The following is a 13,199-nucleotide window of genomic DNA, read 5'->3' as shown; positions in this document are numbered from 1 at the left end:
CCCGGCACCGGCATCTGCCATCAGGTCAATCTGGAGTACATCGCCCAGACTATCTGGACCAGTACGGATGCGAAAGGCGTCACGGTCGCCTATCCTGACACCTGCGTCGGCACGGACAGCCATACCACCATGGTCAGCGGCCTCGGCGTCATGGGATGGGGTGTGGGCGGGATCGAAGCCGAAGCGGCTATGCTCGGCCAGCCGGTATCGATGCTGATCCCCGATGTTGTCGGCTTCCGGCTGTCCGGCACGTTGACCGAAGGTGTGACAGCCACCGATCTCGTTCTGACAGTGACCCAGATGCTCCGCGCGCACGGCGTGGTCGGCCGCTTCGTCGAATTTTATGGGCCGGGGCTCGACGCCCTGCCGCTCGCCGATCGTGCCACGATCGCCAACATGGCACCCGAATATGGCGCCACATGCGGCTTCTTCCCGGTCGATGACGCCACGATCACCTATCTCCGTCTCACCGGTCGCAGCGAAGATCGCATCGCGCTCGTGGAGGCCTATGCCAAGGCCCAGGGCATGTGGCGGGATGCCGCGACGCCCGACCCGGTATTTACCGAGACGCTTCAACTTGATCTCTCGACCGTATTGCCGTCGGTGGCCGGCCCTCGTCGTCCGCAGGACAGGGTATTGCTGACCCATGCCGCGGAAGGCTTTCCGACCGAGCTGGCTGCTGGATATGGCAAGGGCGACGAGCTGGACCGGCGGGTCGCTGTGGATCAGAAAGATTTCAGTATCGGCCATGGCGATATCGCGATCGCGGCGATCACGAGCTGCACCAATACGTCCAATCCCTCCGTCCTTGTCGCCGCTGGACTGGTGGCGCGCAAGGCGCGCGCGCTTGGCCTCACACCCAAGCCGTGGGTTCGCACGACGCTGTCGCCCGGCAGCCAGGTCGTTACTGACTATCTGGTGCGATCCGGCCTGCAGGAGGATTTCGATGCGCTCGGGTTCAATCTGACCGGTTATGGCTGTATGATCTGCATCGGCAATTCGGGTTCGCTCGATCCTGCCGTCTCCCAGACGATCAACGACAATGGCCTCGTGACAGCGGCGGTCCTGTCCGGCAACCGGAATTTCGAGGGACGGATTTCACCCGACGTGCGCGCCAATTATCTGGCTTCGCCGCCGCTCGTCGTCGCCTATTCGCTGCTCGGCACCGTCTCGCGCGATATCGCGACTGAGTCTCTTGGCACCGGCACCGATGGGCAGCCCGTCTATTTGAAAGATGTCTGGCCGACCAATGCGGAAGTGCAGGCCACTATGTCCTCGGCCATTGACGCCGAGATGTTCGCCAGCCGCTATGCCAATGTCTATGCGGGCGACGATCGCTGGAAGGCGCTCGAGGTGAAGCAGGGCGACACCTATGACTGGCCGACTGCATCAACCTATGTCGCCAATCCGCCCTTCTTCGATGGACTGGAACGCGAGGCCGCGCCGGTCGCTGATATCGTCGAGGCCCGTACGCTCGCCATCTTCGGCGATTCCATCACGACCGACCACATCTCGCCGGCCGGCTCGATCAAACCGGCTTCGCCGGCCGGGCAATGGCTCATCGAACGACAGGTGCAGCCTGTCGATTTCAACAGCTATGGCTGCCGCCGGGGCAATCATGAAATCATGATGCGCGGCACCTTCGCCAGCATCCGCAATGAAATGATGGGCGGTGCAGAAGGCGGCAACACGCTGTTCGACGGCGAGACGCTCCCGATCTACGAAGCAGCCATGCGGCACAAGGCGGCGGGAACGCCTCTCATTGTCCTCGCTGGCAAGGAATATGGCACCGGCTCCTCGCGCGACTGGGCGGCCAAGGGCACGGCCCTGCTAGGTGTGCGCGCGGTTATCGCGGAGAGCTTCGAGCGTATCCACCGTTCCAATCTCGTCGGGATGGGTGTGCTGCCGCTTCAGTTCGCCGAGGGCGTCAATCGCCATACTTACTGGCTGAAAGGAAACGAGCAGTTCACTATTACCGGCCTGTCGGACCTGCAACCGCGCCAGACCGTCATGGTCGAAGGCCGATGGTCGGACGGATTATCCTTCCGTCTCCAAACATTATGTCGGATCGACACCGCCGAGGAACTCGCCTATTTCCAGAATGGTGGCATCCTGCCCTATGTGCTGAGAAACCTCGCGGCATAGTGCGATCGCGGAAGCGGCGAAGTCTTTTGCTGCTGGTGCAGATGCTGGCAACCCTCATTCCAAGACGAGCAGCAGATCCTTTGCCTCGATGCTGTCGCCCGAGGAGGGCGTGGCTTTGACGATATCGCCGAACAGATCACTGGCTTCGCGATAGGCGCACGCCACTTCGTGCCAGCGGCTGGCGAGGCCCAGCGAGCGGGCCTGTTCCTTCAGGTTCGTGAACTGACCGACAGGCATTTCATGGAGATAAACCTCCGAAGCGCCTGAGCGCAGATCGCTCTCGAACGGCGCATAGAGCCCGCGAACACCCTCCCAATAGAAGCTGATCCTCCGGATTGCCTCGGCGTCGAGACCGGTGTCGCGGTTGTGTAGCGCAGGGCTTCGACCACCGATCCCAGGCAGGGCTGTGACGTTGTTCCCGACATTGCATCCGTCGCGACATCGATCGCATCGACGCCCGCCTCGGCGGCGGCGATAAGGGTCGCGCCTGCGATGCCGAAGGTGTCGTGCGTATGGAGGTGGATCGGCAGATCGGTAACATCGCGCAATGCAGCGATCAACGCTCGTGCCGCTGGGGGCCGGAACAAGCTAGCCATATCCTTGATCGCAAGAACCTGGCACTCGGCCTTCTTAAGATCGCTCGCTATGCCGGCATAATAGTTCAGCGAATATTTCGTATGCGCCGGATCGAACAGGTCGCCCGTGTAGCAGATTGCGCCCCCGGCGATCTTGCCCTTCATCATTGCTGCCTTGCCGTAGAATTCTTCATGGCTTCGCAACATCCGCATCATCTGCTACGCTAGAAATGGCTGAATGTGCGAAGATTTGCGGATGAAATGCTGCAAATTAGCAAAGTTTGCGAAGATTGGGCAGGAACATGCGGAAAGCCTTTATGGGGGTGCGGCTGCGGCGGCTGCGCGAGGAACGGAAGCTCAAGCAGGTCGATCTGGCCAATGCGCTCGGCATCTCGTCGAGCTATCTCAATCAGCTCGAACAAAACCAGCGGCCGTTGACAGTCCCAGTGCTGCTCAAGATCAACTCGGTCTTTGGCGTCGACGTCCAGCTCTTTTCAGAGGATGAGGAAGCGCGACTCATCACGGAACTGCGTGACGCGCTGTCCGATAGCGCGGAGGCGATCTCGGTCGCGGAAATCCGCGAGCTGGCGACGAACATGCCCGCGGTGGGAAGGACGCTCATATCCCTGCACCGCCGTTATCGGGAGGCCGCCGAGCGCAGCGAAGCGATGGCTGCCCAGTTGGGAGACGACTGGATCAGCGGCGGTCCGGCACGCATGGCCTTCGAGCAAGTCCGGGACTTTTTCTATGCGCGGCACAATCATGTCGAGCCTCTAGATGAGGCAGCTGAGCGGATATATCGAGAGGCCGGTCTTGCGCCGCACTCGGTCCACCCTGGACTCGTTGCGTGGCTGAAGGACCGTCACGATGTTCAGATTGTCTGGGGTGAGAGCGATACGGCTCAGCGCCGCTATGATCCCGCGACTCGGACATTGCACATCTCCGCCCACCTGCATCAGGGCCAACAGGCCTTCCAGATGGCGACCCAACTGGCATTTCTGGAACTGGGCAGCGTCATCGACCAGTTGGCCGATAGCAGTCTGTTGTCTGGCGACGAAGCGCGGAGACTGGCCAGGGTGGGTCTGGCCAACTATTTCGCGGGAGCACTCATCCTCCCCTATGGTGATTTCCTCGCCGCCGCCGAGGCCGAGGCCTATGATATCGAAAAGCTCGGGCGCCGGTTCGGGGTCGGCTTCGAAACGATCTGCCATCGGCTTTCGACGCTCCAACGCGCCGATGCTCGCGGCATCCCCTTCTTCTTTGTGCGGGTCGATCGTGCCGGCAATATCTCCAAACGACAATCGGCAACCGATTTCCATTTCTCCCGTGTCGGCGGAAGCTGCCCACTGTGGAAGGTCTACGAGGCCTTCACGCAGCCCGGCCGGGTGCTTCGCCAGATCGCGCAAATGCCTGACGGCCGCACCTACCTTTGGATTGCGCGAACGGTCAGCAGTGGCAACGCGGGTTTCGATGTGCCGGGCAAGACATTTGCCGTCGGACTTGGCTGCGACATTCGTCATGCCTCGCGGCTTATCTATTCGCGGGGACTGGATTTGGATGATCCAACAGCGGCGACGCCGATCGGAGCTGGCTGCAAGGTCTGTGAACGTCCAGCGTGCCCGCAACGCGCCTTCCCTGCAATTGGGCGGGCGGTGGCGGTAGACGAGAATCGAAGCACCTTGGCCCCTTATCCCGCAGCCTGATTCGCAAGCTACATGATTGTTGAGACGGTGATGACAAGGCCCCTAATCCATCTCAAATGGCTGAACGCTCCGAACGCCATCCCCACCTACTCGGTTTTGGCGACCGAGCGCGTTCTTGCCGATCACGCAATGCTGGCTCGCTGGCGGGAAGCCGACCGAATGGCCGAGGCCTGACCGGGAGATCGCCACCGCCTCTAGGCTGAGGTCTGGTCCTTTCGAGTTGAAAGGCGCTCCATTCCAACCGGAAATAGAGCGCTCAGGACGCCTCTCAGCAGAAGCATATAAAGAAATCTTTATATGTTGCTTGACAGCAGCCTCCCGATGCTGTTGAAGGAGCCTGTCGAGGTTCCCCGCCTCAGGCATGACGGCGGGGCTAAGACGGGAAGCCGGTGGTGCCCTTCGGGCAGAGTCCGGCGCTGCCCCCGCAACTGTAAGCGGCGAGTGGTGGCTCCATTTTGTGTCACTGAGCTTTTGCACGAGGCTCGGGAAGGCCGGAGCCATTGCGATGACCCGTAAGCCAGGAGACCTGCCTTCGACGGCATAACGTTCCTCGGACGGGGGTTCCTCCGGCGGATCGCGCTTGAAGCAGGCTCGTGGCATATCGCCATCCGGGCCTTCTACGTCCAGCGCGCTCTTCCGACGACCCTACCGCCCGGCAAAGCAGGTGATCGGTCGATGTCTTCAATCCTGTTTCGCTCCGTCGTCTTTCGACGAATGCGCCTGCGTGCCGTGCTGATCTTCGGCTGACGCGGCGCGCGCCCCAATCCCACACAATTCCAGAACCATGACGGACCGGTCGACGCGCTGGCCCGAAGGAGACCTCGCATGCCTGTGACTAGCGTGAAATTAGGATATGACGCCATGGCGCACCAAGACTTTGAGTTCAGCATCAGCCGTATCGCTTTCGACGAGAATTATCGTCCTGCCGAGAATACGCGCATCACGACCAACTTTGCCAACTTGGCGAGGGGGGAGAGCCGCCGGGAGAATTTGCGCAATACGTTGCGGATGATCGACAATCGATTCAACTCCCTGGCGCATTGGGACAACCCCAAAGGCGACCGATATGCGGTCGAGCTTGAGATCATTACCGCCGAAATGCGCATCGATTCAGACGACAGCGACACTGTCTTCCCTCTGATCGAAATCCTTCAGACGACGATTATCGATAGCAAAACGGGCGAACGCATCGCCGGCATGGTGGGCAACAATTTCTCCTCTTATGTGCGAGACTATGATTTTAGCGTCGTTCTGCCGGCGTATATGCAGAGCCACCCCGATGCGGGCGCTCCGAACGATTTTGGTGACCTGCATGGAAAGCTGTTCAAGCATTTCCTGAATTCGCGCGCCTATCGCGACAATTTCAGCAAGCCGCCAGTCATCTGCCTGAGCGTGTCGAGCAAGGAGGTCTATCACCGGACCACGAACGAACATCCCATTTTAGGGATTGAGTATCGCAACGACAAATTCTCCGCGACCGACGAGTATTTTGCCAAGATGGGCATGAAGGTCCGCTATTTCATGCCGCCGAACAGTGTGGCACCCTATGCTTTCTATCATATCGGCGAACTGCTCGGCGACTACACCAGTCTTGAGCTGGTCAGCACGATCAGCGTGATGGAGACCTTCCAGAAAATCTATCGACCCGAGATTTACAACGCCAATTCCGCGGCGGCAGAGCATTATCAGCCAAGCCTGAAGTATCAGGACTATTCGCTCACCCGCATTGTCTATGACCGGGAGGAACGGAGCAGGCTGGCTGTCGAACAGGGGAAGTTCGCCGAGGAGTGCTTCATCAAGCCCCATTGGGCCGTGCTTGAGCAATGGTCCGCGGCTTTCGCCCTTTGATCATTCGAGAATATAAGGTCATACAATCCATGAAAATATTGTTGCCCACGTCCACCGCTGGCAGCTTGCCAAAGCCGTCCTGGCTTGCCCAGCCTGAGATACTTTGGTCGCCCTGGAAGCTGGAGGGCGAGGAACTGGTTGGGGGCAAGCAGGATGCCTTGCGCCTGGCCGTGGAAGATCAGCGCCAGGCGGGCATCACCATCGTCGGCGATGGCGAGCAGACGCGCCAGCATTTCGTCACGACGTTTGTCGAACATCTCAGCGGCGTTGATTTTGAAAAGCGCGAAACCGTCAGAATCCGCAATCGCTATGATGCAAGCGTGCCGACGGTCGTTGGCGCTGTCTCCCGTCCCAATCCGGTTTTCGTCGAGGACGCGAAGTTTCTGCGAGCACAAACTGATCAGCCGATCAAATGGACGCTGCCTGGCCCCATGACGATGATCGATACGCTCTACGACGCCCACTATAAAAGCCGCGAAAAGCTGGCATGGGAGTTCGCCAAGATCCTCAATCAGGAAGCGAGGGAGTTGGAGGCTGCGGGCGTCGACATCATCCAGTTTGACGAGCCGGCGTTCAATGTCTTCTTTGACGAGGCAAACGACTGGGGAATCGCTACTCTGGAGAAGGCGGCCGAGGGGCTAAAGTGCGAAACGGCGGTCCACATCTGCTATGGCTATGGCATCAAGGCCAATACCGACTGGAAGAAGACGCTGGGATCGGAATGGCGGCAGTATGAGGAAACCTTCCCCAATCTGCAGAAGTCCAGGATCGATATCATCTCGCTGGAATGCCATCATTCCCATGTTCCGATGGATCTCATCGAACTCATCAGGGGCAAAAAGGTGATGATCGGTGCCATCGACGTGGCGACGGATACCGTCGAGACGCCGGAAGAAGTCGCCGACACCCTCAGGAAGGCACTGCAATTCGTGGATGCCGACAAGCTCTACCCCAGCACCAACTGCGGCATGGCGCCACTGTCCCGTCGTGTGGCGAGGGGCAAGCTCGATGCTCTGGGCGCAGGCGCGGAAATCGTCCGACAAGAACTCGCTGCCTGAGACGCTGTTGGAGACGTCGCTGGCGTTTGGCGACAAGCCCTGGAACCCCAGATGTCAGCACGTCGTGATCCAGCCCTGTTGTGAAAGGACAGGATGGATCGCGACGTAAGGCTGGCCGCTTCCCTTTCCGGAGAGCGCTGAATGCCTCGATCGTACACGCTGGTGATCAATTGCCCGGACCGTCCCGGCATTGTTCAGCATGTCAGCGGACTCATTTTTGAACATGGCGGCAATATTCTGGAATCGCGCCAGTTTGAAGACAGGGAAACAGGGCGCTTCTTCCTCCGCACCGTCTTCGAAAGCGATTGCGAACGATCGGTGATGGCAGACGGGGTTGCAAAACTCGATGATGAATTTGCCATGGACTGGAAGCTGGTGCCAACCGGTCAGCCCGTCAAAGTCCTGATCCTGGTGTCCAAGTTCGATCATTCCTTGGCCTATCTGCTCGTAATAGCTCTTTTGTCAGGCCTGCTGTTGACGGTCGTCCTTTCCTTCAGCCACTTTCTTGGGCGCTGGCTGGGCTTCAATCGAGAAGACCGGATCGTCCTTCAGTTCTGCGGGTCCAAGAAGAGTCTCGCCTCCGGCGTGCCCATGGCCGGCGTCCTGTTCGCCACGTCGCAGGTGGGCGGCATCATCCTTCCGCTCATGTTCTTTCACCAGATCCAGCTCATGGTCTGCGCGGTCCTGGCACGGCGCTACGCCGACCAACAGCTTAGCGCCGTCGCATCACAGGCGGCGTAGGATTTCGCAATCTTCGCGACTTCGCTGAATCGCCCCCAGCAGGGTTCGCCAATTCAGCCATGGTCATCGACCAGGGGCTGTGATTTCACGCGCTCTTGCTGAAGGAACCCTGAAAATGACAGAGTTGGAAACACATCCCGCCGCGTCGGAGACGCGATTGTGCGAAAAGGTTTTTCCCAAGCAGGCCAATCACTATGGCACGCTCTTTGGTGGCACGGCGCCGAGCCTCATGGGCAAGGCTGCCTTCATCGCGGCAAGCCATCATGCACGCGCTGCCGTGGTCATGGCGCGGCCCGAGCAAATCGCGTTTCACCATCCCGTCTCGGTCGGCCAACTCGTAGAGCTGCACGCCTAAATCGCGCTGGATGGGCGTTCCTCGATGACCGTCGAGGTTGAGATGATCAGCGAAACCCTTTCGACCGCTCATCGCAGCCAAGCGGTGAAGGGCCAGTTTGAAATGGTTTCGGTCGACGAGCACGGCAAACCCAAGCCCTATCGCCCGCAAACTTAGAACGTCCGGGAAATTTGCAAAGTTCGCCGATTTGCAGCTTTTGCTTCGCAAATCTTCGCCTTTTCAGAGGTGTCGGCTCCCTCGCGCGTGCGGGTAAGGATTTTCGACTCTGAAAAATTGCCCTGTAGAGATTTGCGCCGATGAATGATGCTTTTCGCCAGCCGCTTCCCGGCACCGACCTCACCTATTTCGATGCGCGCGCAGCGATCGATGCCATCCGACCTGGTGCTTACGACAAGCTCCCCTATGTGTCGCGGGTTCTTGCCGAGCAGCTCGTCAGGCGCTGCGATACGGCGCTGTTGCCCGAAGCGCTGCGGCAAATTGCAGAAAGCAAGCGCACGCTCGATTTCCCTTGGTATCCTGCGCGCGTCGTTTGTCATGACATTCTGGGGCAAACGGCACTCGTCGATCTCGCGGGCCTGCGCGACGCCATAGCCGATGAAGGCGGCGATCCAGCCAAGGTGAACCCCGTCGTTCCAACCCAGCTCATCGTAGACCATAGCCTGGCCGTCGAATTTGGCGGCTTCGATCGGCAAGCGTTCGAGAAGAACCGCGCGGTGGAGGATCGCCGCAACGAAGATCGCTTTCACTTCATCGAGTGGACCAAGAAGGCGTTCGAGAATGTGGACGTCATCCCGGCGGGCAACGGGATCATGCACCAGATCAATCTGGAGAAGATGTCGCCCGTCGTGCAGGTCCGCGACGGTGTCGCCTTCCCGGACACCTGCGTTGGCACCGATAGCCATACGCCGCACGTCGATGCGCTCGGCGTTATCGCGATCGGCGTCGGAGGGCTGGAGGCCGAGACCGTCATGCTCGGCCGCGCTTCGATGATGCGGTTGCCCGACATCGTCGGCGTAAAACTGACCGGCCAGCGCCAGCCCGGCATCACCGCGACCGACATCGTTCTCGGCATCACTGAGTTCCTGCGCAAGGCACGTGTGGTCGGCGCCTGGGTCGAGTTCTTCGGAGAGGGTGCGGACAGCCTCACCATTGGCGACCGCGCGACCATCTCGAACATGTGCCCGGAATATGGCGCGACCGCCGCCATGTTCTATATCGACAGCCAAACCATCGACTATCTGCGCCTCACAGGGCGTGAGCCGGAACAGGTCGCGCTGGTCGAGACCTACGCGAAGCACACCGGGCTCTGGGCCGATGCGCTCAAGACTGCCGAATATGAGCGCGTTCTGGAGTTCGACCTGTCGAGCGTCGTGCGCAACATGGCCGGCCCGTCCAATCCGCACAAGCGCCTGCCGACCTCTGCGCTCGCGGAGCGCGAGATCGCCGTCAATCTTGACAAGACGGTCGCTGAGGAAAAGCAGGGCCTGCTGCCCGATGGCGCGGTCATCATCGCAGCGATCACGAGTTGCACCAACACCTCCAACCCGCGCAATGTCGTCGCCGCCGGCCTGCTCGCTAAGAAAGCGAACGCGCTGGGCCTCGTCCGCAAGCCCTGGGTGAAGACCAGCTTCGCGCCCGGCTCGAAGGTGGCGCGGCTTTACCTGAAGGATTCGAAGCTGCTGCCAGAGCTGGAGAAGCTCGGCTTCGGCATCGTCGCCTATGCCTGCACGACCTGCAACGGCATGTCCGGCGCGCTCGATCCAGCAATTCAGGACGAGATCATCGAGCGCGACCTCTACGCCACGGCCGTGCTGTCAGGGAACCGCAATTTCGATGGCCGCATCCACCCCTATGCGAAGCAGGCCTTCCTTGCCTCGCCGCCGCTGGTGGTCGCCTATGCGATCGCGGGCACGGTGCGTTTTGACATCGAGCAGGATGTGTTGGGGCTCGTCGATGGCAGGGAGATCCGTCTCAAGGACCTGTGGCCGAGCGATGAAGAGATCGACGCAATCGTCGCAGCGTCCGTGAAGCCGGAGCAGTTCCGGGAAATCTATGATCCGATGTTCGCCGCCCGCGACACCGGCAAGGCCGATCCCCTTTACGACTGGCGACCGCAATCGACCTACATTCGCCGGCCGCCCTATTGGGACACCGAGGGCGTGGGCGCGCTCGCCGCCAATCCGCGCAGCCTCAAGGGCATGCGTCCACTCGCTATCCTGCCGGACAACATCACGACCGACCACCTCTCCCCGTCGAACGCCATCCTCTCCAGCTCGGCAGCGGGCGAGTACCTCACGAAGATGGGCGTGCCGGAGGAGGATTTTAACAGCTACGCCACCCACCGCGGTGACCATCTCACCGCCATGCGTGCGACCTTCGCCAATCCACAGCTTATCAATGAGATGGCCGTGGTCGACGGCGCGGTGAAGAAAGGTTCGCTCGCGCGCGTCGAACCCGACGCCAAGGTCATGCGCATGTGGGAGGCGATCGAGACCTATCTCGACCGCCGGCAGCCGCTGATCATCATCGCCGGCGCCGATTATGGCCAAGGATCGTCGCGTGACTGGGCGGCGAAGGGCGTGCGCCTCGCGGGGGTCGAGGCGATCGTGGCGGAAGGGTTCGAGCGCATCCACCGGACCAACCTCATCGGCATGGGCGTGCTGCCGCTCGAGTTCGAACCGGGCACCACGCGCCTGACCCTGGGCCTGGATGGGACCGAGACTTTCGATGTGCTGGGCGACCGCCAACCGGGTGCGACGCTCAACCTTCACATTCACCGCCGCGACGGCCAGAAAATCAGCACAGCCGTCAGGTGCCGCCTCGACACCGCCGAGGAGGTTTCGATCTACGAGGCCGGCGGGGTTCTCCAGCGCTTCGCCAAGGATTTCCTGGCTTCCGAAAAAGGCGTTGCGTGATGTCGCCTATTAAGTCTGGCCTGCCGCAAATCCGCATCCCCGCCACTTATATGCGGGGTGGGACGAGCAAGGGTGTCTTCTTCCGCCTCGAAGACATGCCCGAACCGACGCGGGTCCCCGGCATCGCACGCGACAAGCTGTTCCAGCGGGTGATCGGCAGCCCCGATCCTTATGCCGCGCATATCGACGGTATGGGCGGCGCAACTTCGAGCACCAGCAAATGCGTCATTGTCTCCCCCAGCACGCAGCCCGGTCATGATGTCGACTATCTCTACGGCCAGATCGCGATCGATACCGACTTCGTCGATTGGTCGAGCAATTGCGGCAATCTTTCGACCGCTGCGGGCTCCTTCGCCATCCACGCCGGCTATGTCGATCCGGCGCGGGCCGAACAGGGTATCGTCACGGTTCGCATCTGGCAGGCCAATATTGGCAAGACGATCATCACGCATGTCCCGGTGACCGACGGCCCAAATGGCCTAGAGGTTCAGGAAACCGGCGATTTTGAACTGGATGGCGTGACTTTTCCCGCCGCCGAAATCGTCCTTGAATTTCTCGACCCGGCTGAAGACGGCGACGAGGGCGGCTCCATGTTCCCGACCGGCAACCTCATCGACGAACTCGATGTGCCGGAAGAGGTGGCTCCAGGCGGCAAGATCAAAGCGACCCTGATAAACGCGGGCATCCCCGCCGTTTTCGTCAACGCGGCAGACATCGGCTATGCTGGCACCGAGCGGCGAGAGGCGATCAATGGCGATCAGGCCGCTCTGCGGCGGTTCGAGGCCTTGCGCATCGCCGGCGGGCTCAAGATGGGTCTGTTCAAGGCGCCCGAAGATGCCGCGAAAAGCCTGCGCGCTCCGTGTATTGCCTTCGTCGCGCCCGCCACCAGCTACATGTCCTCGAGCGGCAAGACGATCACCGCCGAGGATATCGATCTGCTCGTCCGCGCACTTTCCATGGGCAAGCTGCACCATGCGATGATGGGCACCGCATCCGTCGCCATTGCCACGGCGGCGGCGGTTCCCGGTACGCTCGTCAATCTGGCGGCAGGCGGCGGGGAGCGTCAGGCGGTGCGGTTTGGGCATCCCTCCGGGACTTTGCGGGTCGGCGCAGAAGCGCGTCAGGAGGATGGCCATTGGTCGGTGACCAAGGCCATTATGAGCCGGAGCGCCCGTATCCTCATGGAAGGCTGGATACGTATTCCCGGCGATACGTTCTAGGCTTTCCGGCCTGTGACAGGCTGCGTCGCGCCGCGTTTGTGAAGCCCCAATCCGTCGCGGGGCTGGCAGGCATGTACTGCAGAACTGACCACAGCGAGGCTGTGCCCCTGTCCGATGCGATCGGAACGGACCGCTTTCCCTTGGAGAGGAGGACTGCATGGACGCGGCACGTAGTCATCCGTCCTGAAACAGGCGAAGTGGCGCTGCTCGCAGGTTCCGTAACGTGCTTGACCGACATACTGGACTTGTAACGGTTTTGCGCGGTCACTTATCTCATTATGCCCCCTTGGCTTCGAAGGCGAGCGGGCTGATGCCGCCCAGATATGAATGGCGGCGACGGGAATTGTAGAAGCCGTTGATATCCTGGAAGATGGCTGCTTCCGCTTGCCGTCGCGTTGGCCATCGCTGCCGCCAGATGAGTTCGGCCTTCAGAGATTTGAAGAACGTTTCGACAGAGGCGTTGTCGTAGCAATTACCCTTGCCGCTCATTGATGGCGCAGGCCGTAGGCCTGCAATTTCTTCTGATAGCCATAGGAGCAATATTGGCTGCCGCGATCGGAATGAAAAATGCAGCCATCGGGGGGCTGGCGAAGGCGCACCGCCATATCCAGCGCCCGCGGATCGCCAGATCCTTTTTCA

10 protein-coding genes, 3 pseudogenes and 1 riboswitch are annotated in these 13,199 nt (G+C 60.6%); of the genes and pseudogenes, 10 read left to right on the top strand and 3 right to left on the bottom strand.

The annotated features are described in order from the left end of the window. The coding region (gene acnA / locus B2V90_RS02610) for an aconitate hydratase AcnA (protein WP_293919584.1) at positions 1–2,145 on the top strand (2,145 nt) is incomplete at its 5' end. Between the two features lie 54 nt (positions 2,146–2,199). Here acnA and B2V90_RS02605 read toward each other — a convergent pair. Continuing rightward, the gene (locus B2V90_RS02605) at positions 2,200–2,382 is read right to left on the bottom strand and encodes a hypothetical protein (protein ID WP_228223124.1); all 183 of its coding nucleotides are present in this window, start codon (positions 2,380–2,382) and stop codon (positions 2,200–2,202) included. Next, positions 2,355–2,888, bottom strand: coding sequence for a hypothetical protein (locus B2V90_RS02600; protein ID WP_293919583.1), 534 nt, complete (start codon positions 2,886–2,888; stop codon positions 2,355–2,357). The genes B2V90_RS02605 and B2V90_RS02600 overlap by 28 nt, the downstream gene beginning before the upstream one ends. A 134-nt stretch (positions 2,889–3,022) precedes the next feature. Here B2V90_RS02600 and B2V90_RS02595 point away from each other — a divergent pair, with 134 nt between their 5' ends. The 9 genes and pseudogenes from B2V90_RS02595 to prpF all read left to right on the top strand — a co-directional run bounded on the left by B2V90_RS02595 (position 3,023) and on the right by prpF (position 12,560). After that, positions 3,023–4,423, top strand: a complete 1,401-nt coding sequence (locus tag B2V90_RS02595; RefSeq protein ID WP_228223126.1) for a short-chain fatty acyl-CoA regulator family protein — start codon at positions 3,023–3,025, stop codon at positions 4,421–4,423. Between the two features lie 326 nt (positions 4,424–4,749). Continuing rightward, positions 4,750–4,971: riboswitch (cobalamin riboswitch) on the top strand. Between the two features lie 313 nt (positions 4,972–5,284). Continuing rightward, positions 5,285–6,271, top strand: a complete 987-nt coding sequence (locus B2V90_RS02590; protein WP_228223133.1) for a DUF1852 domain-containing protein — start codon at positions 5,285–5,287, stop codon at positions 6,269–6,271. A gap of 29 nt (positions 6,272–6,300) precedes the next feature. After that, entirely contained in the window at positions 6,301–7,329 is a 1,029-nt protein-coding gene (locus B2V90_RS02585; protein ID WP_228223128.1) for a methionine synthase, read from the top strand. A 141-nt stretch (positions 7,330–7,470) separates the two neighbouring features. Next, positions 7,471–7,563, top strand: a pseudogene (gene purU / locus B2V90_RS02580) (formyltetrahydrofolate deformylase); the annotation flags it as partial. A 195-nt stretch (positions 7,564–7,758) separates the two neighbouring features. After that, positions 7,759–8,070, top strand: a pseudogene (locus tag B2V90_RS02575) (bile acid:sodium symporter); the annotation flags it as partial. A 115-nt stretch (positions 8,071–8,185) separates the two neighbouring features. Then, positions 8,186–8,425, top strand: coding sequence for an acyl-CoA thioesterase (locus B2V90_RS02570; RefSeq protein WP_228223129.1), 240 nt, complete (start codon positions 8,186–8,188; stop codon positions 8,423–8,425). 24 nt (positions 8,426–8,449) lie between these two features. After that, entirely contained in the window at positions 8,450–8,581 is a 132-nt protein-coding gene (locus B2V90_RS02565) for a hypothetical protein (RefSeq protein ID WP_266103232.1), read from the top strand. A gap of 140 nt (positions 8,582–8,721) precedes the next feature. Next, positions 8,722–11,340, top strand: a complete 2,619-nt coding sequence (gene acnD, locus B2V90_RS02560; protein WP_228223130.1) for a Fe/S-dependent 2-methylisocitrate dehydratase AcnD — start codon at positions 8,722–8,724, stop codon at positions 11,338–11,340. After that, a complete protein-coding gene (prpF, locus tag B2V90_RS02555) occupies positions 11,340–12,560 on the top strand; it encodes a 2-methylaconitate cis-trans isomerase PrpF (RefSeq protein WP_228223131.1) in 1,221 nt (406 codons plus the stop codon). Before acnD ends, prpF begins: the two co-directional genes overlap by 1 nt. A gap of 276 nt (positions 12,561–12,836) precedes the next feature. Here the strand turns inward: prpF and B2V90_RS02550 are convergent. After that, positions 12,837–13,199 (bottom strand): annotated as a pseudogene (locus B2V90_RS02550) (IS3 family transposase); the annotation flags it as partial.

The sequence above is a fragment of the Sphingobium sp. UBA5915 genome (assembly GCF_002431195.1).
GTDB classification, from domain to species: domain Bacteria; phylum Pseudomonadota; class Alphaproteobacteria; order Sphingomonadales; family Sphingomonadaceae; genus Sphingobium; species Sphingobium soli.
The sequence above is the reverse complement of the archived record's forward strand: the minus strand, read 5'-3'. Positions and strand labels throughout refer to the sequence as shown.